This window comes from Roseivivax halotolerans, assembly GCF_900115815.1.
In the GTDB taxonomy this organism is placed as follows: Bacteria; Pseudomonadota; Alphaproteobacteria; order Rhodobacterales; family Rhodobacteraceae; genus Roseivivax; species Roseivivax halotolerans.
The window spans coordinates 86,903-109,226 of the sequence record NZ_FOXV01000008.1 but is presented as its reverse complement, the minus strand read 5'-3'; the positions used below and the strand labels follow the sequence as shown (position 1 = coordinate 109,226).

Sequence of the window (22,324 nt, the reverse complement as noted above, 5' to 3'; positions counted from 1 at the left end):
GCATCAGCTCCCGAGAATGATCGCGACGTAGTTCTTGGTTTCCTTGTAAGGCGGAATGCCGCCGTACTTCTCGACCGCGCCGGGGCCGGCATTGTAGGCCGCGAGCGCCAGCCGCCAAGACTTGAACCGGTTGTACTGCACGCGCAGATACCGCGCGCCGCCGTCGAGGTTCTGCTCGGGATCATGCGGGTCCACGCCCAGTCGGCTCGCGGTGCCCGGCATGAGCTGGGCGAGGCCGATCGCGCCCTTGTGCGACAAAGCCTTTGGGTTCCAGCCCGATTCCTGCTGCACAAGGCGCAGGAACAGGTCTTCGGGAATGCCGTGACGCTGCGCGGCAAGGCGCGCCGATTGCAGGTAGATGCCCTTGTATTTGCCCGAGTAGCGCGGCGTTTCCTCGGTGTCCCACTTGGTGGGCGTCTTTACCCGCGTCGGCTGAAGGCGCACCGAGCTGCGGTATTGCTCGGAGGCGCGTTTATCGAGCACGCTGGTCTGGTTGGTGAAGAGTTTGCCGCGTCCTTGCGTCGATAGAACGTCGGCATGAGCGAGGCTCGCCGTCACCGCAAAAGCGGCTGCAGCGCAGATGACCTTGCGCATTTGTCCCCCGGTCCCTGTCGTCACTGTCCGGCGGGACTATACGCGGATCTGAGGAATTTGCGAGTCCTGAGCGTCTGATCTCAAGACGGCGTTTACCATTCTCGGTTTTGGTGGTGTAACGTCGCCTGAAGGATCGGGCCGCGTGGCCCGGAATCGGATGAGAAAGAGGGGATCGTCATGGCCGGATCCGTGAACAAGGTGATCATCGTCGGAAATCTCGGGCGCGACCCCGAGACGCGGACGTTCCAGAATGGCGGCAAGGTGTGCAACCTGCGTATCGCCACCTCGGAGAACTGGAAGGATCGCAACACCGGCGAGCGTCGCGAGCGCACCGAGTGGCATTCCGTCGCGATCTTCTCCGAACCGCTCGCGCGGATCGCGGAGCAATATCTCAAGAAGGGCTCCAAGGTTTACATCGAAGGCCAGCTCGAGACGCGCAAATGGCAGGACCAGTCCGGCCAGGACCGGTATTCCACGGAGGTTGTGCTGCGCCCCTATCGCGGTGAGCTGACGCTGCTCGACAGCCGGGGCGGCGGTGGCGACGGCGGCTATGGCGGCGGCGGTGGCGGCTATTCCGACGATTACGGCGGCGGCTACGGTGGAGGCGATCAGGGCGGTGGTTATGGCGGCGGCGACCAGGGCGGCGGCTACGGTGGCGGCTCCGGCGGTGGTGGCGGCTCGCGCGCCCCGTCGCGGGATATCGACGACGAGATCCCGTTCTGATCCATTCCTTCATCGAACAGCTTCAACGCCGCGCCCGACAGGACGCGGCGTTTTTCGTCATCGCGACCAGCCGTCGCCCGTGCCTTGGTCTTTGGCCGTGCGAGCCCCATGTGAGGTGCAACAAGACAGGACGTACGAGGCAGGACGCATGAGCTGGTCATTTCCCATCGGACGACTTCTGGGATCGGAAGTGCGTATTCACGCGACATTCTTCCTGCTCCTGTTGTGGGTCGGGGCCTCGGCCTGGGGCATCGGCGGAGCGGGCGCGGCACTGTCCAACATTCTCTTCGTCATGGCGCTGTTCGCATGCGTCGTTGCCCATGAATTCGGCCATGCGCTGATGGCACGCCGCTTCGGCATCCGCACGCCCGACATCACGCTTCTGCCCATCGGCGGGCTTGCGCGTCTTGAACGGATGCCCGATCGCCCGTTCCAGGAGATCGCGGTCGCGCTGGCGGGCCCGCTCGTCAATGTGGTGATCGCCGCCGCGCTCTGGCTTGCGGGCTTCGGCCCCTCGACCTCGCTCGCGCTCGAAACCTCAGCCGGTGCGTTCGCGAGCGCGCTTCTGAGCGTCAATATCCTGCTGGTTCTCTTCAACATGATCCCGGCCTTCCCGATGGATGGCGGCCGGGTGCTTCGCGGCGTGCTCGCGATCTTCCTGCCGCGTCTGCGGGCAACGCTTTTCGCGGTCAGGATCGGGCAAGCCTTCGCGCTGGCCTTCGCGGCCTACGCGCTCTGGAGCGGAAACTTCCTTCTGGGTCTCGTCGCGCTGTTCGTGTTCCTTGCAGGCAATGCCGAGCTTGGCCAGATGAAGAGCCGGGCGGCCCTGTCCGATCTCAGCGTCGGCGACGCGATGCTGCGCGACTTCACGCACCTCTCGCCCGATGCGCCCGTCAGCGCGGCGGCAGAACTGGTTCGCAGCTCCGACCAGTCGATCTTCCCGGTGGTGGGCCGTGACGGCAAGCTCGCCGGGTTCGTGGAGGCCGATGCGATCCTCGAAGCCGACGGCGGAGGGCGTATCGCGGACGTCATGGAGGCCGACGTTATGAGCCTGCCGATGAGCCGCCCGGCGGGGCACCTCTTGGATGTCCTCGGAGAGCGGCACGCAATCGGCGTGACCGGCCCGTCGGGCCGCCTCGTGGGTTACGTCACGCAAGGGAGTGCGGCACGGCTCCTCAGGAGGCGCGCCTCGCGCTGAGTGCGTCCTCCAGCACCGCCAGCACCGCCTCGCCCGGCACGTCGGAGGTCACGAAAGCCTCGCCGATCCGCCGCGCAAGAATGAAACGCAATCTGCCGTCGACCACCTTCTTGTCCTGCCCCATGAGCTTCAGCAGCGCCTGCCCGTCCGGCAAATCGCCGGGAATATCCGCAAGATCCGTCTTCATGCCCATCGCGGAGATGTGGGCGCGCACGCGGCTCGGCTCCTCCTGGGAACAGAGCCCCAGCCGAGAAGACAGCTCGAAGGCCAGGCCGCAGCCAATAGCGACGCCTTCACCATGCAGAAGACGATCCGAATAGCCGGTCGCAGCTTCCAGTGCGTGGCAGAACGTATGCCCGAGGTTGAGAAGCGCGCGGTCGCCCTGCTCGGTCTCGTCGCGGGCCACGATCTCGGCCTTCATCTCGACCGAACGACGCACCGCGTAGGCCCGCGCCTCGAGATCGCCCGCAGCCATGTCGGGACCATGCGCCTCCAGCCAGTCAAAGAAGGCCGCGTCGCCCAGGAGCCCGTATTTCACGACCTCGCCATATCCCGCCAGAAAGTCGCGCGGAGCCAGGGTCGAGAGCGCATCGATATCGGCCAGCACGAGCGATGGCTGATGGAATGCGCCAACGAGGTTCTTGCCATGCGGCGAGTTGATCCCGGTCTTGCCGCCGACCGAGGAATCCACCTGCGCCAGAAGCGAGGTCGGGATTTGCACGAAGCGGACACCGCGCCTCAGGATGGACGCCGCGAACCCGACCAGATCGCCGATCACGCCGCCACCGAGCGCGACCACCACGTCGCGCCGTTCGATCCGCAGAGCGAGGAGCCATTCGGTCACCTCTTGCAGATGCGCCCAGCTTTTGGTGGCCTCTCCCGCAGGCAGGGTCAGCGCTTCGGAGGTAATCCCCTCGGCCTGAAGCGCGGCTTGGAGCGCGGCGAGGTGCGACTCGCCGACATGCCTGTCCGTGACGATGGCGACGCGCGGACGCGCAAGGATCGGCGCGATCTCCGCTCCGGCCCGGCCAATCAGACCCGGCCCGATCCGCACGTCATACGACCGCGCGCCCAATGCGACGGAAACGGTTTCTGTCATCCTGGCTCTCTCAATACGTCCGGGCGGCTTGCCAGCGCCGCGCGCACCGCGCGGGCGGTGTCCTCGATGGAAAAGCTGGGATCGGTGCGTACGGCGATATCCGCCTTTCGGTAGATCGGCACACGCGCCTCGAAGAGCTCTGACAAGGTGCGGTAGGGATCGGGCGTCTTCAGGAGCGGCCGCGTATCCTTGTGTCTCACCCGGCTCCAGAGCAGGTCGAGATCGGCATCGAGCCAGACCGACACCCCCTTTTCCGAAATCAGGGCGCGGTTGCGATCCTGCAGAAACGCCCCTCCCCCGGTGGACAGCAGCGCGGGCGGCCCGTCGAGAAGACGCGTCAGCACCTCTGTCTCGCGGCGGCGGAAGAAAGGCTCGCCATCACGCTCGAAAATCTCGGCAATGGACATCTGCGCGGCGGCGACGATCTCCGCATCGGAATCGCGGAACGGCACGCGCAGCATATGCGCCAGCGCCCGGCCAACCGCCGTCTTGCCTGCACCCATCATGCCGACAAGCACCACGCTCTTTGTCAAAAGTGATCTGTTTTTCGAAGCCGCCTCGGCCATCGTCCGCCCAATCACGACAATTTCGGCGTGAATGACGTGAACTTGGGTGAAATGCCAGTTATAAGTGGAAAAAAATAACGGGGCAGAAGGCGAGCGAGACGATGGGGCGGCTGATCAAATGGTTGTTTTATCTCGCGATTCTCGGAGCGATCGCGCTTATCGGCTATGCCTATGTCGGTGAGTTCTTCGGTGCCGACTTCGCCCCGCCACAATCGGAGATTCGCCAGCCGGTCGATCTTGATGCGGAATAGCGCGGCGGTTTTCTGCGCGTTCTGGCTTGCCGCGCCGGCACTGGCGCAGGATCCGCTGTCCGCGATCGACTGGCTGAACGATCCCGTCTCGCAACCCTCCAGCCCGTCGCCCGCCACGAACGAGCCGCCGGTTGCCGATGCCGTGGATGTGCCGGATGTCGCGCAGGAACCGCTCGGTACGCAATCCATCGCGGCGGTCGGACTCTTGCCGCCATCCGTGACGGGACTTCCGACAAATCTTTGGCAAAACAGTCAATCCGCCACGCTGATCCGCGCCATCGAGGACAGCGAAGCCGCCGTTCCGGCGGTCGCGTCCTTGCTGACCACGCTTCTTCTGGCCGAGGCGGAACCACCCCGCGGCGACGGTGACGGGGCCGCTTTCGTCGCGGCCCGTGTGGCGCGCCTGATGGAGATGGGCGCGATCGATCCCGCGCTCGCCCTGCTCGAGCGCGCGGGGCCGGATCACCCGGACCTTTTCACGCCCTGGCTCGAAGCATCGCTCCTCGAAGGCAGGCTCGAAGCCCCTTGCGAGGCTTTGAACGCCGACCCTTGGCTGACCGAAGACATCGCGTCCGATATCTTCTGCGCGGCACGCGAGGGCGACTGGTCGAAAGCAAGCCTGACTTTCGGCACCGCCGCGGCGCTCGGCACGCTGCCTCCACGCGACCGCGACCTTCTCGAGCGGTTTCTCGATCCCGAGATTTCAGAAGGATTGCCGCCGCTGCCTCCGCCTTCGCGCCCGACACCGCTGCAATTCGCGCTGTTCGAGGCCATCGGCGAGGCGCTTCCGACCGGGCCTTTGCCGCGCGCCTTCGCCTATACAGATCTTTCGGGCGATACTGGCTGGCGCGCACAGATTGCCGCCGCCGAGCGGCTGGCCCGAAGCGGCGCACTCCCGGAGAACCGTCTTCTCGGCATCTACACGCTGCGGAGCCCGGCGGCGTCGGGCGGCATCTGGGACCGCGTGGAGGCGATGCAGCGGTTCGACATCGCGATGACCTCGCGCAATCCGACGTCCATCGCCTCTGCCCTGACCCGCGTCTGGCCGCAGATGGAGGAGGCCGAGCTGCTCGTTCCATTCGCCGCGCTCTATGCCGATCAACTGCTGGCCTTGCCGCTATCTGGGCGCGCGCGTGATCTTGCCATCGAGGCCGGCTTTCTGTCGGAGCATTATGAGAGAGCTGCGCGCCAGGTCGGCGAGGCGACCGGCGATCATGGGTTCCTTGCGGCGATCGCGCGCGGCGAAGCGCCGGAGGCCACGAGCGCCCTACCCCATGCGGACGCGATCGCCGCGGCCTTCGGCGATGCCGAACCGCCCGCGGCAATCTCGCGGCGTCTCGCAAATGACCAGCTTGGCGAGGCGATCCTGCGCGCCATCGATCTTTTCAGCACCGGGGCCGAAGGCAACAGCCCGCAACTCTCCGAGGCTCTTGCGAGCTTCCGCGCCGTCGGCCTCGAGGACACCGCGCGCCGGGCTGCGCTGCAGCTTGCGCTCCTCGACCGGATGCGGGCCGGACGGTGACGGACGCAGCGCTAATCGGCGCCTTCCTTGAGGCACAGGCGGCAGAGCGCGGCGCCGCGGAGAACAGCCTTCAAGCCTATGCGCGCGATCTAAGCGACGTTTCGGAGTGGCTTTCGGGCAAAGGACGCAGCTTGCTGAGCGCCGACCCGTCCGACATCGAAGGCTACCTCTTGCATTGCGCCGCACAAGGGTTCGCGACCGCAACGCGGGCACGTCGGCTGTCGGCGATCAAGCAGGTCTATCGCTTCGCCTTCGAGGAGGGTCTGCGCGAGGACAACCCCGCGATCCGCATCGCCGGTCCGGGACGCGACAAGCGCTTGCCAAAGACCTTGAGCATTGCGGAGGTGGATCGTCTGCTCGATGCCGCGGACCGGCACGGACGCACCGCCTCCGACCGGAGCCGGAACCGCTGTCTTATGCAGCTTCTCTACGCGACCGGCATGCGCGTCAGCGAATTGGTGAGCCTGCCGATCTCGGCGGCACGGGGCGATCCTCGCATGTTGCTGATCCGCGGCAAGGGCGGAAAGGAAAGGATGGTCCCGCTTTCCCCGGATGCGCGCGCCGCGCTGGCCGATTGGCTGGCCCTGCGCGAGGAGGAGGATGCCGCGCTGCGCGACAAGCGTCTCAAACCCTCGCCCTACCTTTTCGCCTCGCGTGCGAAGTCAGGCCATCTCACACGTCACGGCTTCTACGCGCTCATCAAGGAGATCGCGGTCGAGGCTGGTGTGTCCCCGGCGAAGGTCACGCCGCATATCCTGCGGCACGCCTTCGCGACGCACCTTCTGGAGAACGGCGCGGATCTGCGCGCGATCCAGACCTTTCTCGGGCACGCGGATGTCGCGACGACCGAAATCTATACCCATGTCCTCGAAGAGCGGTTGAGGGCGCTGGTGCTCGATCATCATCCCCTTGCGCGGGACTGACAGCGCGATCCGACTGCACCCGACCGGTCGCAGGGCCGAGCCGACTTGAAAGACCGGCCACCTCACCACATAACCAGTGACAGATTAAAATAACGGGGACAGCTTCTTGGACGCCGCATTCTGGATCACCGCCTTTGCCATTCTGGCCTTGCTCGTTTGCTCGGGCTTTTTCTCGGGCTCCGAGACGGCGCTGACGGCCGCGTCACGCGGAAAGCTGCGTGCGGCCACCGACAAGGGCAACAAGGGGGCCGAGCGGGCGCTCAAGATCACCGAGGACAACGAGCGGCTTATCGGCTCGGTCCTGCTTGGCAACAACCTTGTCAACATCCTCGCAACCTCGCTCGCGACTGCACTTTTCACGCGGCTCTTCGGCGAGTCGGGCGTCGCGCTTGCGACGCTCATCATGACATTGCTGGTGCTGATCTTTGCGGAGGTGTTGCCCAAGACCTACGCGATCACCAATCCCGAAGCCGCCGCGAGCCGGGTCTCGCCGGTCATCCAGGTCGTGATCCTCGTTTTCGCGCCGGTCGTGAGCGCCGTGCGTGCGCTGGTGCGGGTCATCCTGGGGCTCTTCGGCGTCAAGACCGACCCCGACAGCCAGGTTCTTGCCGTGCGAGAGGAAATCGCGGGCGCGCTCAATCTCGGCCACTCCGAGGGGATCGTCGAGAAGGAGGACCGGGACCGCATTCTGGGCGCGCTCGACCTTGGCGAACGCACCGTCGAGGAAATCATGCTTCATCGCTCCTCGATCGAGATGATCGACGCGGATTCGGATCCGTCCGTCATCCTGCAACAATGCCTCGAAAGTCCGCATACGCGCTTGCCGATCTATCGCGGCGATCCCGAGAACATCATCGGCCTGATCCATGCCAAGGATCTGCTGCGCGCCATGTACAAGTTGATGGAAGGCGCCGAGGCATCGATGGCGGCGCTGCAGGATTTCAAGATCGCGGATGTGGCGATGAAGCCCTACTTCATCCCCGACACCACGTCGCTCGACGACCAGATGCGCCAGTTCCTGCGCCGCCGCACACATTTCGCGCTTGTTGTCGATGAATACGGCGCACTGCAGGGGCTCATCACCCTCGAGGACATTCTCGAGGAGATCGTGGGCGAGATCACCGACGAGTTCGACCCCGATGCCGATCACGTCATCACCGTGGCCGAGGACGGCTATTACTGGATCGATGGCCTAATGACGATCCGCGACTTCAACCGTGCGACCGACTACCAGCTCCCCGATGACGAGGCGAACACGGTGGCCGGCCTCGTGATTCACGAGGCGCAGATGATCCCGACCGTCGGCCAGGCGTTCAGCTTTCACGGATTCCGCTTCGAGGTCGTCTCTCGCGAGAACAACCGGATCACTCGGCTGAAAGTGCGGCCGCTTGATGCGGCTCTTCCGCGCCTTGAGGCTCAATGACGAGCGATAGCCGGTAACCGTCGGCCCCTGCGCCCATCTCCACGCGCCCGCCGATCTGCTCGGCGGCGCTCTCCATCAAACGCATGCCGATCGAGGCGATCTCGCTTTGCTCGGACCGGATGGGCGTCGCCGCGTTACCAATGCCGTTATCCTCGCAGACCAGCTCCAGCCCTCCGCCGTCGAGGCGCGTGACGCGCAGAGACACGATCCCGCGGCGATCATCCGGGAAGGCATGCTTGGAGGCGTTGGCCGCGAATTCGCTGACGATCATCGCGATCTGGGCGGCCGTGCGGCTCTCGGTCGAGACCGGTGCGAAATCCGTCTCGATCCGGACATTCTCGGCAACCTGCGCCGACAAGAGCTCGGTGACGCGCGTCAGGTACTGATCGAGCTGGATGTCATTGAACTGGTTCGTCTGGTAGAGTTCGGCATGCAGCTGCGCGATGGCGTTGACACGCCGCGCGATGGCATCGAGGGCGTCTTTCGTCTCTTCGTGCTGGGCGCGCGAGGAATAGATGCGGATGAAGCTCGACACCGTCTGAAGCGAATTCTTCACCCGGTGGTCCATTTCGCTGCGGAGCATCTCTTCGGCCTGCAGCGTCCGGCGCAGTTCCAGAAGGCGCATCACCTGCGATGCCAGCGCTTTCAGCGCTCGCCGCTGGTGCGGCTCGAGCGTGCGTGGCCGTGTATCAAGAACGCATAGCGTGCCGAGTGCATGTCCCCGGTCGGACACCAGCGGCGCGCCCGCGTAAAACCGAACCGGTGTCTCGCCATCGCGACACAGAGGGTTGTCAGCCGTGCGCGGATCGGCTTGCGTGTCGGGGATCTCGAGGATCTCGGTCGACAGGATCGTGTGCGCGCAGATGGCCCGATCGATCGGGGTTTCAGGGTATTCGAACCCGATCCGTGCCTTGAACCACTGACGGTCTTCTTCGACCAGGGAGACAAGCGCGGTGGGGACGTCGCAAATATCGCGGATGAGCTGGGCTATATCCTCGAAACTGTCTTCCGGACCGGTTTCGAGAACCGAGAATTCCCTTAGCTCCGCAAGCCGTTCTTCCTGATTTTCCGGAGCGGATGCGCGCATCAGCTTCGCCTTTCTCGCCGGAGCGTGTTATGCGGAGCTACCGGTCGGCCTGTAGGTCTGAACCGATCCGGGAAAGCACCGCTGGAGAGCCGCGAGCCATATCCGGTGACACTAACGGGCATGATGTCAGTTAAAAGATACAGTCAAAACTGTCAATTTACAGAAATATACAAATGGACAACGGCAGCAATGACATGAATTCGCGCAAGCCGATGGTTGAGGCTCTAGCTGTCATCTTGCCCGCCGCTGGACAAGCCAAGCGGATGCGCGGTGGCGACAAGTTGCTGGAAGAGGTCGATGGCGAGCCGCTTTTGCGCCGGCTGAGCCGCTTTGCTTTGCAAACCGTGCCGTTGGTTTCGGTCGCCGTTCCCGACCTTGAGGGAGCACGCGCCGCGGCGCTCGAGGGTCTTGCTGTGACGGCGATACCAGTGCCGGATGCCGATCGGGGCATGGCAAGGTCGCTCGTTCGCGCATTGAGTGCCGTTCCCCCTTCGGCCGCGGGAGTGATGATCCTGCCCGCCGACATGCCAGAGATCACAGCCGAGGATATCGCGGCATTGGCAGGAGCTTTCGCCGCACACGGCGGCTCGTACATCATCCGCGCGGCGGCGGCGGATGGGACACCGGGACATCCGGTGATCTTTCCAGCGAGTTGCCGCGCCGAGCTTGAGGGACTGACAGGGGATACCGGAGCGCGCGCCGTTCTGAAGGCTCATGCGGAGAACGTTCGGGATGTGCCCCTGCCCGCCCGGCATGCGCTCGTTGATCTCGACACGCCCGAAGAATGGGCGGCCTGGCGCGCGGATCAGGCCGCGAGCAGCGCCTTGCACTGATGAGATTTCAGAGTCAGCCGGGCCGAGTTGAATCGCATTTCCTCGAGATGATCTTCGAGTTCAGGGAAGATGCGAAAGACTTCGAGGCGGGCTGCGCGATCCTCGTCATCGAGGATTTCCTCGCCGGGCTGAAAACTTTCGGTCCAGAGCCCGTCGCTCTGTACCAGCTCGTGCGACCGGAAAAGGAAGTTGACGTAGGAGATGCCCTCCTCCGGGATGATCCGCTGCACGTTCGGAAAGCTCCGCAGCGTCTTGGCCGGGATCAGAACCTCGTCCTCGGCGAACATGAGTTGGGTCCACGCATTGCCAACAAGAACCCGATGTTCCGGCGACAAGACCAGATCGCGCGCGGGAAGCCCTATTCCGAGACTGCCTGCCGGGATCAGGATCGGCGCAAGGGAGCGCGTCTCGAGCAGGGCCTCGTGGGAAAAGTGGCGCTGGCCGATCCAGCGGATTTCCTGAAAGCCGTTGTCACGGGTCAGAACACGATCGCCAACGGCAAGGGTCTCCACGCGCCGCTCGCCCTCGACCGTCTTGATCAGCGTGCCTGAGGTGAAACACGGCGTACAGGCGGCGTAGCGCGATGTCTTGCGCGGAGCGGTGCCGGGCGTCGCACGCTTTACTGCATTCAACTCGTGATGTTTCACCAAGACACGTCTCCTGAAGGTCGGGGCTCACCGGACCAAAAGGGTTCGGTTTTCGACCTGCCCATCCGATTTGGCAGCAGATCGGGGCAACAATGCGTCGAGAGCGTGAGGATTGTTTGGGCCGAGGTGACGGCAGGCCGAAATGACCTGAGGTAATGCCTAAAACTCGTCCGAGTGACGCCACCTGCCGGAAAGGAAGCGGGGCGGGATGCCCCACACATCCCGCCCCGTCCGTTCCCGAAGCCCCGTCCCTGCGCGGCGCTTCGGGCCGCTGCATTGACCGGTTATTTCGCCAGAAGCTGCGCTTCGTGCTTTTTCAGCGAGCGGCGCGCGGAGGCGTAGCTCTTGAGGCCCTGCGCCTCCGCGAGTTCCGGGAAGAGCTCCAGGATCTCGTTGCGCTGCGCGTTGCCGATGCCGTTCAGGCTGTAGTCGCCGGGCTGGAAGCTTTCGGTCCAGGCACCGTTCGCCAGAACGACCTCGTGCCGGTCGAACATGAAGTGGATGTAGCTCACGCCGAGCGAGGTGACCTCATCGACGCCGGCCAGACCGGTCAGGTGCTTTGCCGCTGCCAGAACCTCGTTCTCCTCGAAGTAGAGCGCGGTCTTGTCGTTGGCGACGAGCATCCGGTGGTTCGGGCTGACGAGCATGTCATGCTCGGGCAGGTTCGCACCAAGGCTGCCGGCACTGATCAGGACCGGCTTCATGTGCGGCTTGCGCGCCAGTTCGAACCCGGTCAGATCCTTGCGGCCGACCCAACGGATCTCCTGGATACCGTTGTCGCGGGTGATGATCTTGTCACCTTCGCGCAGATCCTCGACCAGCCGCTCGCCGCGAGGCGTGGCGACCTTGGTGCCGGGCGTGAAGCAGGGCACGATTTCCTCGATGTTGAAGAAGTCGAAGCTGCCAGTGACGGTGTCGCCCGAGAGGAACTCGACCGTGCCGTCGATGCCGTTCGACTCGCGCGCCCCGTCATCGTCGGGACGGTCGTTGACGATGCGCCAGTCGACCCCCTGCCGGCCCACTCCGGACAGATCGAGCGTGTCGAAGTCGTCGCCCGCGTTGCCGCCCTGGACCGTGTCGCCAAGGAAGCCGCCCATGCCGTCCGGCTGGGATGCGTCCGAGGCGCTGTCGACCACGATCGTGTCGCGATCCGCGCCGCCGTCGATGCTGTCGAGGCCCGCGCCACCGTTCAGGATGTCGTTGCCCTCACCGCCCTCGAGCGTATCGGTACCGGCATCGCCGTTCAGCGTGTCATCGCCCTGACCGCCCATCAGGCTGTCATCGTCGCCGCCACCGCCGAGAAGGTCGTCGTCGATGCCGCCATCCAGCGTATCGTTCCCGGACCCGCCCTCGAGCGTGTCATCGTCGTCGCCGCCGATCAGCAGGTCGTCGCCCTGGAAGCCCTGCAGCAGGTCACGGTCGTTCTCCGGCTGCGGATCGGTGTCGTCGGTGATCTCGAGCGCCGCGGGCGCCGAGCCATCGAGCGTATCGTTGCCCTGCCCGCCATCGAGTGTGTCAGAGCCGTGACGGCCATAGATCTCGTCGTCGCCCTGGCCACCCATGACGATGTCATCGTCGATGCCCGCATCGATGTAGTCATCGTCGCCGCCGCCATCGATCGTGTCGCGGTCATCGCCGGTGAAGATCGTGTCGTTGCCGGCATTGCCCTCGACGAAATCGCGTCCGTCCTCGGGGTTCGGGTCAGAGGTGAAGGTCGTGGAGCCGATGGTCAGCGGCAGGTTCGGATCGTCGCCCTCGTAGTCCGAGAAGGTGTCGACGCCCGCGATGATCGAGTCGTCGCCGTCGCCGCCGCGGATCGTGTCGCTGCCCTGAACGTCGATGATCGTGTCGTTGCCGCCGCCGCCGCGCACATCGTCGTCGTCGATGCCCGGACGGATCAGGTCGTCACCGCCGTCGCCGCGGATCGTGTCGGCGTCATCGCCGGTCGAGATGGTCTCGGCTGCGCCGGTGCCCTGCACGTCGTCGAGATCGTCGAACGGATCGGGATCCTGGTCCGCGCCGTTGAGCGGATCGAGCGGCTGGTCGGCATCGGCAACCGGGAAGACATCGGCGTCAATGCGGCCCTGGTCGTCGGGATCGGAGACCGTGACGGTGACCGTCGCGGTATCGGTGCCGCCGTTGCCGTCATCGACCGTGTAGCTGATCTCGGCCGGGCCGGTGAAGTCAGTGGTCGGCGTGAAGGTCACCGTGCCATCGGTATTGATGTCGACCGTGCCGTCCGGCGACGTCGCTTCGGTCACCGTCAGCGGATCGCCGTCCGGATCGGTGTCGTTGTCGAGAACAGGGATCACGACGGGCGTGTTGATGTCGGTCTCAGCGGTATCGTCGACCGCATCGGGATCTTCGTTGCCCGACGGCGGCGGCGGCGGAACGTTCTCATTAACAGTGACGTCGACCGAAGCCGTGTCGAAGTTTCCATTGCCGTCCGTGATCGTGTAGGTGAACGTATCCGTGCCCTCGAACCCTGCATTCGGCGTATAGATCACGGTTCCACCGTCGATCACGGCGGTACCGTTGGCACCATCGGTGACTTCGGTGATCGTGAGCGGATCGCCATCGGGGTCGCTGTCATTCGTCAGCACGTCGATGGTGACGGGCGTCTCGAAGTCGGTGGTCTCGGTATCGTCGACCGCATCGGGATCTTCGTTGGCGACCACGTCGACCGTCGAAAAATTGATGTCGGAGACGAGAACGGCCTGCTGGGCGGTGCCGGTATTGTCCTGCACGATGTCCATGCGGGTGATCGGTCCGGCGATATCGACACGGAGCGAGCCATCGATATTGTCGAAATTCGTGGTGACTTCACCGATCGCACTGTTGCCGGACACCGTGGCGGCGCCGGAGCTGTCGATGGAGAGGGTCGCCGGGTTGCCCTCGGCGTCGTAGGCGGTGATCGTGATGATGTCGCCGAAGCCGTCGCCTTCGCTGCCGCCGAGATCCTGGTTCGGGCCGGTGTCGACGTCGTTCAGGCGGAAGCTGACATTCTGCACGCTGTCGGTGTAGAGCGCTTCATCCGTGGAGCGGAACGTGAAGGACGTGGTCGAGGTCGGTGCCGCAGAGGGTGTGCCCGTGCTGTTGCCCGCCGCGAAGAGCTTCAGATGCGAGTTCGGATCGAAATCTTCGCCCGGCGCGACGTAGCCCTCGAAGTCTGCGAAGTAGGCGGTCGATGCGTCGGATTGCGAGTCGAACACGATATCGACGGCCACTCCTCCGGCATCGTAGGTCGCGGAGCCATCCTCTCCGAGGTTTCCGCTTACCCGCGGCGTGGTTGCCGCAAGGTCCGTCCAATCGAGAACGAGATCAGCCATGTCTTTACCCTCTCACCTTTCCGAGGCTCTCACCCCATCCGCGCCAGCGGTTACCGATCCGTCCCGGATACGGCCCAATCCATTGGACATCGTTCAGGTGCATCTTGGCTGCGGGGCCTTTCGGCAGAACGCAGGAGCTCAGGCGGCATCCCGGCAAAGCCGAGCCACAAGTCGATGCATCCGGACGGATGTCGGTTTTTGGTGGCCGCCCCCGTGACCAGCAGTTTCACCCCCCAGTGGGCTTGAGGATGAAACTACGTGAAGCCTCACGGTGCGGGAAGGAAAAATTGTCCGAAAAGTGGCTCTTAACGGCAAATTGCGCCGCGAAGCCGCCGCAATCATGGCTGTTGAGCGGGGACATACTCGCGTGATTGTTTCTTAAATCACGCTTAAAGAGCATATTTTACGCTGGTTTTTGTAAAATACCGCGTATTTGTTTCCTGATCGGCAACATACGCGCATCTGAATTCAGTGCAAACGAGGCAGGCCACAATCCCGCCCCAGTCTCACGAGCTGTTGTTCTCGCAGGATAACCAATACCGCATGAACGCTCTCATTGGCCTCAAGATCGCGGCCAAAGCCATTGAATCGTGGCCCGAATCGCAATCGAACCCTGTCGCGGAGCAACTCGATTCAACCTCAGGGCCATCGCCTGGCTCGTGCCGCGTTGCCGCCTGCCTCGATTTCAGGATGCCGCGGCGTGTGGCAGGATGTAGGGAATATTCCGCGCGGGCGGTGTCGACACCTTGAGCGCGCAACCATAGGCGCGCGACAGGATGGCATCGGTCATCACCGCGCCCGGCGTGCCTGCGGCGATGATCTCGCCCTCGGACAGTACCGTGACCTCGTCGGCGAAAAGCGCGGTCAGGTTGAGATCGTGCATCACCGCGACAACTCCGCCGCCGGCCGACGCGAAGTCCCGCGCGATCTGCATCACCTGCAATTGGTGCGCGATGTCGAGCGAGGAGACCGGCTCATCGAGCAAAAGCCACCGCGCCTCGCCCTGATCGACTGGCTCCCAGACCTGGGCGAGGACACGGGCGAGCATCACGCGCTGCGCCTCGCCGCCCGACAGCTCCTGAAAGGTGCGAGCCGCGTAATGGGCAAGGCCGACCCGCGCGAGCGCGCGCATCGGGATGTCCGCGCGGTCACCGGAACGTCCCGATTGCAAGCCGAGCCGGACCACCTCGAGAACGGTGAAATCGAAGGCAAGGCGCGAGGCTTGCGGTAGCACCGCCCTTTGCGCCGCCACCTGCCATATGGGCATCCGCGCGACGTCCCGGCCACCGAGGCTGACGGTCCCCTCATGCGGCAGGTCCCCGGATACGGCACCCAGCAGGGTCGACTTGCCCGACCCGTTCGGACCGACGATCGCGGTGACCGCACCAGGACGCGCCATGAACGTCACGCCATGCAGCACGCGCCGCTTGCCGTAGTCGACAGAGATACTCCGAGCTTCAAGCGTCATAGATCGACGACTCCCCGGCGTCTGAGCAGGATCCACAGGAAGACCGGCGCGCCGAGAACGGCGGTGACGATCCCGATGGGCAGTTCGGCCGGTGAGATCACCATGCGCGCAATCACGTCGGCGAGGATCAGAAGGCTCGCGCCGAGCAGCCCCGCATTCACCAAGAGCGTTCGGTGATCGGGACCGCAGGCAAGGCGCAGCAGGTGCGGCACAACGATCCCGACGAAGCCGATCCCGCCCGAGATCGCCACCGCGGCGCCGGTCGCGCCGGCCACGGACAGGATCGCAACGGATTTCATGCGCTGGACGGCGATCCCCATATGCGCGGCGGTCGCCTCACCCAGTGCGAGCCCGTTCAACCCGCGACCGAGGCACAGCGCTGCCGCGATCGAGATCACGATGAGCGGGCCGGCGGTCAGGATCTTGCCCCAGCTCGCCCCGGCCAGCGAGCCGAGTCCCCAGAAGGTCAGGTCGCGCAATTGCTGATCGTCGGCGATGTAAACGAGGATGCCCGACACGGCCCCCGCCAGCGCGCCAAGCGCGATCCCCGCCAGCAGCATCGTTGCGACCGAGGTGCGCCCACCGCGCGTCGAAACATGGTAGAGAAGAAGCGTCGAGCCCCAGCCGCCGAGGAACGCCGCCACCGGCACCAGCTGCGCGCCGATCAGTTGCGTCAGTCCCAAGGGCAGCATCGAGCCCAGAACGATGGCCAGGATCGCGCCGAGCCCGGCCCCCGCTCCGACGCCCACGATGCCCGGATCGGCCAGCGGGTTGCGGAACAGTCCCTGCATCGTCGCGCCGGAGACCGCCAGCGCCGCCCCGACAAGTCCGCCCATCGCAAGGCGCGGCAGACGGATATCAAAGAGCACGATCCGCTCCATCTGCGAGAGCGGCTCGCCGGTGACGAGCTTGCCCAGAAGCGCGCTCAGCCGCACATCGGCGGCGCCGAATTGCAGGCTGAGCGCCGCGCAGAAAATCAGGAAGGCGGCCAGCCAGAGGTGAAGCTGGCGCGCGAAAAGGTGGCGATCCCTTGGCGCGGTGAAGCTCTGCGTCTCCGCCACCATCGCCTAGCCCTCACCGCCATAGAGCGCGCCGCTGAGCTCGGTCACGGCCTGCGCGGTGCGCGGACCGAAGCCCAGAAGGAGCATGCCGTCGATACGGATCACATCGCGCGTTTCGGCAGCGGGCGTGAGGCGCATTGCCGGAAGAGACAGCAGTTCCTCGTCGTCCACCGCGTGATCGCCGGAGCGATCCATCATCAGGATCGCATCGGGCGCTGCTGCGGCCAGCGCCTCGTCACTCATCTGCTTGTAGCCGTCGAAGGACGTGACCGCGTTGACGCCGCCCGCCATGCGGATGATCGCATCCGCCGCCGTGCCGGACCCCGAAGCCGTGATCTTTCCGCCATTGGCCGAGATGATGAAGAGCACGCGGCGCTTGTCGGCCTCCGCCCGCTCGGCCTTCGTCATTGCAGTGGAAAGGTCCGCGCCGACCTTTCGCGCCAGATCCTCGGCGCGGTCCGATACGCCGAGCGCATCGCCGACAACCTCGATCTTCCGCAGGATGCCGTCGCGGCTGTAGGCCTCCGGCACCTCTACGTATTCGATACGCGCCGCGCGGATCACTTCCAGCGCCTCGGGAGGACCGGCGCCTTCCTCGGCCACGATGAGCGAGGGGTTGACCGCGAGTACGCCCTCGGGCGAGAGCGCGCGCACATATCCCACATCCGGCAGGTCGGTCACGCTCGGCGGGTAGCTCGACGTCGTATCCCGCGCCTTGAGGCGATGCTCCTGTCCGAGCGCCGCAACGATCTCGGTCACGGATCCGCCGAGCGACAGCACGTCGCCCGAGCCTTCAGCATGCGCCGAAGATGCGGCGCTGACCGTCCAAGCCGTATGGGCTCCGAAGAGCGCGGTCGCGAGGGTGATCGCGGCAATCGTCCAGCTTCCGCGACGCGTATGTTTACAGGCCGCGCCGATCATTCCGCTGCCTCCTGAAGGCCGCTTTGCGCCTCGATGATCCGGCCCCATTGCGGCCGGCTGTCACGGCCCTCCTTGCCGAGCCCGAAGATCTGGAAGATCAGCCCGCCTGCATCGTCGAACGCCTCGAGCGAGACCGCCGGGCCGCGTTGCGTCGGCTTCTCAACCGCCCAGAGCTCGGCGATCTTGTCGAGACGCAAGTGCAGGTTGAACCCGGGATCCATGACGTTCTGCCACGGCCCCATCGGCCGGAGCGTGCCGATCGGGCCGCTATGGATCTGGATGCAGCCGCGATTGCCAACGAAGATCATCACCTCGATCCCCGCCTCCCGAACATCCTGCAGCACCTTGTTCGCCGATGCCGGATCGAGGCGGCGCGCGAAGGGCTGCCCAGCCGTGTGATAGGCCCCGAGGCGATTCATCTTGAGCTTCGAGCAGAGACGCAGGAACTGGTGCGTATCGGTAAGCTTGGCCCATTCGTCGCGCAGGATGTCGGCCTTGTCGGCGCGAATCTTCGGCCCTTCCACCGGTGCGCGCGGCTCCACGGGCTGCACCCGCCTCTGATCCTCCCGCGCGAGCGCGGGCACGAGGCTTTCCCAGCCTGAAAGATCCGAGCCGTCCCGCAAATGGATCTTGTGGACCGCGTCGCCCGCCCTGTCGAAAACCTGCAAGGAGCGCCGAACCCCTCCATCTTCACCCACGGTCTCGACCGCGAAGGCATGCGCCCAATGCGACGGGAAGATCCGCAAATCGATCTCTTCGTTGAGCACCATCGCCGCATGCGCGCCGGGATGGTAATTGGCGTAACGCCCGACCTTCTCATGCACGCAGGCCTCGACACGGGTCAGCGCCATCACATCGCCCAAGGCTTCCACGGCAGGCAGCAAACGGTCGGGATCAGCGTCGATCCGCGTGACAGCCTGCCCGACCCGCGCGGCCACAAACGCGGCCTCGGAAATGCCGATCTCGTGCGCAAGATCGCGAGCGCGGAGCTTTGGATGTGCTTCGGCGCGCGAGAGAATGTCATCAGGAAAAAGTTCAGCCTCGAAAGCCATGCGGTACCTCATGTCAGGAAGGAGTCGATGGCTGCGCCCGGCATGCGGTGCGTGGCTGTCATTTATTTGTTGACTGTTTTAATAAGGATAAACTAGGAGTGCAACCCGTCGCCGCGCCGAAACGCGGGCGACCCTGAAAAATGCCGCGCCAGCCTCAGCAAGCCACGGGCACAACTGACACTTCGAAGGATGGCGACATGGCACTTCACGCATTGCGCGGCACAACCGCGCTGGTTTGCATCACCCTTGCATGGCCCGCAGCGGCGCAGGACGATCCTGGTTTCCTAGGCACGCTGGTTCTGACCCAGGGCAAGCGAGACCTCAGCTTCGGCACGGCGCTGTCGCGCACGGTCGTCGGGGCGGAAGAGATCCAGGACCGGCAGGCCAGCACCATCGGACAGCTTGTCGACTCCGTGCCGGGGGTAGCGCTCGTCAACGGCACGACGCCGCAGGGCTCCGGCATCAATATCCGCGGCTTCGGTGCGAACACGACCTACGGCTCGGATCAGAAGATCGCGGTTCAGATCGACGGCGCGAGCGTTGGCTCGGAAGAGCTCTACCGGATCGGCACGCAGCTTTTCACCGATCCGCTTCTCTACCGCGAAGTCGAGGTTCTGCGGGGCACGATCGGCAGTTTCGCCTTTGGCTCCGGGATCGTCGGCGGCGTGGTGCGGCTCGAGACCAAGGACGCATCCGATTTCACCGGCGGTGACCTCGGTTTCGGCGGCTCGCAGACAGTCGAGGCTAGCAGCAACGGGCCCGGCTTCGTCAGCTCGACTAACCTTGCCTGGGTGCCGAGCGACAATGCCGAGTTCCTGCTGAACTACACGTTCCGCGACCAGGACGACCTGACCGATGGCGACGGCGACGAGATCGGGAATTCGAGCTTTCAGACACCTTCGGGTCTCGCCAAGGCGACCTTCACCTTCGGCGACGCGGATGAGCATCAGCTCAGCTTCAGTCATTCCCGCACGGTCGCGGATGACAAGGACGTGCCCTACGACCAGTTCATCACGACCGCCGACATCTTCGGCAACGTCGACCGGGTGACGGACACCTCGCAGACAGCGCTCGACTATCGATACAATCCTGCGAACGATCTCATAGACCTGCGGGCCAACCTTTCTTATGCCGATCAGAAGATCGAATACGATTACGTGCCCGGCTCGTCGTCGGCCGAGGGCACGCCGAGTTTTCCGTTCCTGCTGAGAACCGTCGAAGCCGATCAGCGCTACGAGACGACCAAGCTGACCGTCTCGAACCGCGCCATCTTCGACACCGGCGCGGTCGGGCATGATCTTCTGACGGGGATCGAGCTGCAGAAACGCGTTCGCGCGGATAACGAAGAGGCCTCCGCGCCGGGTGGCACGGATCGGCGGTTCGCCGCGTTCCTCATCGACGAGATGCAGATCGGTGCGGTCACTGTGACCCCTGCCCTGCGCTACGAATCCTCGGAGGTCGACAGTGCGGGGGATTTCGGCACCTTCGACAACGACGCATGGATGGGCGGTCTCGCGCTTGGATACGAGTTCGGGAACGGTGTCTCCGTCTTCGGCTCGGCGGCCTATACCGAAGGGCTTCCGATCATCGATGATCTCGGTGCGACACCCGACGCCCGCGAGCGCATGTCGACGACCGAGAAGTCGCAAACCTTCGAACTCGGCGCCGAATATACCGGCGGTGGATGGTTCGCGGCGGGCGACACGCTGAGCATCCGGGGCAATATCTACGAGACGACGCTCTGGGATATCACCAGCTACACCGTCGCCGGCTCCACCGGCACGCCGCTCGAAAGCGTCAAGACACGCGGCGCCGAGCTCGAAGCCTCCTACGGGTTCGCGAATGGCACTTATGTCGACCTCGCCGGGCATCTTGTCGAAGGCACCGAGTACAATCCCGGCGGCGGCGAGGCCGATTGGCGGAACACGCTGTCGGACCGGCTACAGGTGACGGTCGGCCGCACGTTCGACGATACGCTCGATCTGAGCTGGGAGGTGGTGCACACCGCAGACCGCCGAGATGCGCTCGGGGACGATTTGCCAAACACCACCGTGAACAACCTGCGTGCGACATGGACGCCGGACGCGTCCGGCATCCTCGCAGGATCGGAGATCCGCTTCGGGCTCGAGAATGCGTTCGACGTGGATTACGTGGGCCACCTCGCCTCGCCTAGCCGCAAATCGCCGGGACGGACGCTCAAGGCGACCCTCACCAAGACGTTCTGAGAACGGCACGCACAGCGCACGGGGCCGACGAGATCGCGGCCGGCCCCGTGCGAAGCGGCATGAGTGCAGGACGCTCTACTGCAAATGCGCGCGCAGCATCCAGGCGAACTTCTCGTGCGTGCGGCCGCGCTCGATGCAGAGATCCTCTGTCAGCGTGTCGCCGTGCTTCGCGGCGATCTCGCCTGCCCCCGCAAGCGTTTCGGCCAGCGTCTCCTGCGCGTCCTTCAGCTGCTTGATCATCGCCTTGTCGTCCGGGGCGCCCTCCGCCTCGTTGACCTTGGAGCGCTTGAGCATGCCCGCAAGCGTACCTTCCGCATGCATGTCCAGCGCGCGAATACGCTCCGCAAGGTCGTCCTGACCGGTGAAATGATCTTCGTAGATTTCCTGGAACAGAGCGTGCAGCGGGCCGAAAGCCATGCCGGTCACGTTCCAATGAAAGTTCTGCGCCAGCATCGTCGCGACAACGGTCTCCGCGACACATTGGTTGAGGGCCTCGGCGATCTGCGTGTTCGCATCCGTCGAAAGAGATTGAGCGGTTTCCGTCATGGCGGACTCCTGAATTGTGAACGTCGGCTGGCTGACCTCAGGCTGGCTTGCTTGAGGAAATCTAACCGCATTCGCAGGCAAGACAAGAGCTTTTAGAATTATTCTAAAACTGACGAATTCCGTCGGCTACGGCGCGGAGGAGAAAGATGATCGCCTGCCGCGCATGCGGCGGGACGCGCGAGTTGAGCAGGAAAACCGCGCTCGAAGTATCGCCGCTGTGCAATGAATTGCTGAGCTGCAGAAGCCACGCCTCGTCGAAGGAGCGCGCGCTTTCGCCGGGACGATGCAGGTGCGGGCGCTTGTTGAGCGCTTGCCCAAGGCACCGCATCAACACCTCTGCCGAGGCGCGGGCCGAGATTTCGGGATCGTCGGACAGCGCGGCGCAGGCATGGAAAAGATCGGCCCGCGCGCGGCTCCTCACGCTCCGTTGCGCGGTCCTCAGATATTCCAGAAGCGGCTCCTGAGGATATCGCGGCGCGGCCTCTGGCCGGGGCGCTGGAAGGGCTGCAATCTGCGTCATTGGCATCCGGGTCGTCTCCAGGATCTGAACGTGATGGCAGTCGCGCTCAGGCGGCCTTGCCGCCCGACAGCACGTCGAGCTTCACTTTCTTCTTGCGGCATTTCTTGGCGTAGGCCCGCTCCCAGTGGGTGTAGCGGCCCATCACGGCCTGCTGCGCCACGAGCATCTCCACGAAGGCCTCGCGATGGGAGTCCTTCTTCAGCTTCTTGAACATCGACTTCTGCTCCTTCGTCATGGAGCAGCCGATGCAATGTCCCTCGCGCTTGAACTTGCAGACGTCGATGCAGGGGCTTGGGGTCTTGGACATTTGTGAACCTTGCTTGATGTGAGCATGCG

At 64.5% G+C, this 22,324-nt stretch carries 21 protein-coding genes; 8 read left to right on the top strand and 13 right to left on the bottom strand.

Translation table 11 applies throughout. The features are described from left to right. Window positions 1-3: 3 nt before the first annotated feature. Window positions 4-594, bottom strand: a complete 591-nt coding sequence (locus tag BM171_RS12340) for a lytic transglycosylase domain-containing protein (protein ID WP_093012678.1) — start codon at window positions 592-594, stop codon at window positions 4-6. A gap of 177 nt (window positions 595-771) precedes the next feature. On the opposite strand from BM171_RS12340, the gene ssb reads away from it, so the two are divergent. Both ssb and BM171_RS12330 read left to right on the top strand, forming a co-directional pair. After that, window positions 772-1,317 carry a single-stranded DNA-binding protein gene (gene ssb / locus BM171_RS12335; RefSeq protein WP_093012675.1) on the top strand — a complete coding sequence of 182 codons (546 nt, stop codon included), beginning with the start codon at window positions 772-774 and terminating at the stop codon, window positions 1,315-1,317. Between the two features lie 148 nt (window positions 1,318-1,465). Beyond that, entirely contained in the window at window positions 1,466-2,515 is a 1,050-nt protein-coding gene (locus BM171_RS12330; protein WP_093012672.1) for a M50 family metallopeptidase, read from the top strand. Here the strand turns inward: BM171_RS12330 and aroB are convergent. Next, window positions 2,493-3,614 (bottom strand): 3-dehydroquinate synthase, encoded by a 1,122-nt coding sequence (gene aroB / locus BM171_RS12325; protein WP_093012669.1) that lies wholly within the window; start codon window positions 3,612-3,614, stop codon window positions 2,493-2,495. The genes BM171_RS12330 and aroB overlap by 23 nt on opposite strands. Continuing rightward, complete coding sequence (locus BM171_RS12320; protein ID WP_093012666.1) at window positions 3,611-4,180, bottom strand: shikimate kinase; 570 nt, start codon at window positions 4,178-4,180, stop codon at window positions 3,611-3,613. The genes aroB and BM171_RS12320 overlap by 4 nt, the downstream gene beginning before the upstream one ends. Before the next feature lie 101 nt (window positions 4,181-4,281). Here BM171_RS12320 and BM171_RS18945 point away from each other — a divergent pair, with 101 nt between their 5' ends. The 4 genes from BM171_RS18945 (at window position 4,282) to BM171_RS12305 (ending at window position 8,299) form a co-directional block, all read left to right on the top strand. After that, window positions 4,282-4,431, top strand: coding sequence for a hypothetical protein (locus BM171_RS18945; protein ID WP_172974970.1), 150 nt, complete (start codon window positions 4,282-4,284; stop codon window positions 4,429-4,431). Then, window positions 4,421-5,953 (top strand): hypothetical protein, encoded by a 1,533-nt coding sequence (locus tag BM171_RS12315; protein WP_093012663.1) that lies wholly within the window; start codon window positions 4,421-4,423, stop codon window positions 5,951-5,953. Before BM171_RS18945 ends, BM171_RS12315 begins: the two co-directional genes overlap by 11 nt. Then, entirely contained in the window at window positions 5,950-6,876 is a 927-nt protein-coding gene (locus BM171_RS12310) for a site-specific tyrosine recombinase XerD (protein WP_093012660.1), read from the top strand. Before BM171_RS12315 ends, BM171_RS12310 begins: the two co-directional genes overlap by 4 nt. Before the next feature lie 106 nt (window positions 6,877-6,982). After that, entirely contained in the window at window positions 6,983-8,299 is a 1,317-nt protein-coding gene (locus BM171_RS12305) for an HlyC/CorC family transporter (RefSeq protein WP_093012657.1), read from the top strand. On the opposite strand, the gene BM171_RS12300 is transcribed toward BM171_RS12305, so the two are convergent. Then, window positions 8,241-9,386 (bottom strand): sensor histidine kinase, encoded by a 1,146-nt coding sequence (locus BM171_RS12300; RefSeq protein WP_093012654.1) that lies wholly within the window; start codon window positions 9,384-9,386, stop codon window positions 8,241-8,243. The genes BM171_RS12305 and BM171_RS12300 overlap by 59 nt on opposite strands. 173 nt (window positions 9,387-9,559) lie before the next feature. Here BM171_RS12300 and BM171_RS12295 point away from each other — a divergent pair, with 173 nt between their 5' ends. Next, complete coding sequence (locus BM171_RS12295) at window positions 9,560-10,219, top strand: nucleotidyltransferase family protein (RefSeq protein ID WP_245760254.1); 660 nt, start codon at window positions 9,560-9,562, stop codon at window positions 10,217-10,219. Here the strand turns inward: BM171_RS12295 and BM171_RS12290 are convergent. The 6 genes from BM171_RS12290 to BM171_RS12265 form a co-directional block, all read right to left on the bottom strand. Then, window positions 10,192-10,866 carry a Hint domain-containing protein gene (locus BM171_RS12290; protein ID WP_245760259.1) on the bottom strand — a complete coding sequence of 225 codons (675 nt, stop codon included), beginning with the start codon at window positions 10,864-10,866 and terminating at the stop codon, window positions 10,192-10,194. The genes BM171_RS12295 and BM171_RS12290 overlap by 28 nt on opposite strands. Window positions 10,867-11,150: 284 nt before the next feature. After that, window positions 11,151-14,195 carry a Hint domain-containing protein gene (locus tag BM171_RS12285; protein WP_093012649.1) on the bottom strand — a complete coding sequence of 1,015 codons (3,045 nt, stop codon included), beginning with the start codon at window positions 14,193-14,195 and terminating at the stop codon, window positions 11,151-11,153. A gap of 685 nt (window positions 14,196-14,880) precedes the next feature. After that, window positions 14,881-15,663 carry a heme ABC transporter ATP-binding protein gene (locus BM171_RS12280; protein ID WP_093012646.1) on the bottom strand — a complete coding sequence of 261 codons (783 nt, stop codon included), beginning with the start codon at window positions 15,661-15,663 and terminating at the stop codon, window positions 14,881-14,883. After that, entirely contained in the window at window positions 15,660-16,727 is a 1,068-nt protein-coding gene (locus BM171_RS12275) for a FecCD family ABC transporter permease (protein ID WP_093012643.1), read from the bottom strand. Before BM171_RS12275 ends, BM171_RS12280 begins: the two co-directional genes overlap by 4 nt. A gap of 3 nt (window positions 16,728-16,730) precedes the next feature. Beyond that, window positions 16,731-17,645, bottom strand: a complete 915-nt coding sequence (locus BM171_RS12270) for a heme/hemin ABC transporter substrate-binding protein (RefSeq protein ID WP_093012640.1) — start codon at window positions 17,643-17,645, stop codon at window positions 16,731-16,733. Beyond that, window positions 17,642-18,697 (bottom strand): hemin-degrading factor, encoded by a 1,056-nt coding sequence (locus BM171_RS12265; RefSeq protein ID WP_093012637.1) that lies wholly within the window; start codon window positions 18,695-18,697, stop codon window positions 17,642-17,644. Before BM171_RS12265 ends, BM171_RS12270 begins: the two co-directional genes overlap by 4 nt. Before the next feature lie 197 nt (window positions 18,698-18,894). Here BM171_RS12265 and BM171_RS12260 point away from each other — a divergent pair, with 197 nt between their 5' ends. Continuing rightward, window positions 18,895-20,922 (top strand): TonB-dependent receptor domain-containing protein, encoded by a 2,028-nt coding sequence (locus BM171_RS12260; RefSeq protein ID WP_093012634.1) that lies wholly within the window; start codon window positions 18,895-18,897, stop codon window positions 20,920-20,922. 75 nt (window positions 20,923-20,997) lie between these two features. On the opposite strand, the gene BM171_RS12255 is transcribed toward BM171_RS12260, so the two are convergent. The 3 genes from BM171_RS12255 to BM171_RS12245 form a co-directional block, all read right to left on the bottom strand. Beyond that, window positions 20,998-21,468 carry a Dps family protein gene (locus tag BM171_RS12255; RefSeq protein ID WP_093012631.1) on the bottom strand — a complete coding sequence of 157 codons (471 nt, stop codon included), beginning with the start codon at window positions 21,466-21,468 and terminating at the stop codon, window positions 20,998-21,000. Between the two features lie 103 nt (window positions 21,469-21,571). Further along, window positions 21,572-21,988, bottom strand: a complete 417-nt coding sequence (locus BM171_RS12250; RefSeq protein ID WP_093012628.1) for a hypothetical protein — start codon at window positions 21,986-21,988, stop codon at window positions 21,572-21,574. A gap of 46 nt (window positions 21,989-22,034) precedes the next feature. Then, a complete protein-coding gene (locus tag BM171_RS12245) occupies window positions 22,035-22,295 on the bottom strand; it encodes a DUF1289 domain-containing protein (RefSeq protein WP_093012625.1) in 261 nt (86 codons plus the stop codon). Window positions 22,296-22,324 lie beyond the last annotated feature (29 nt).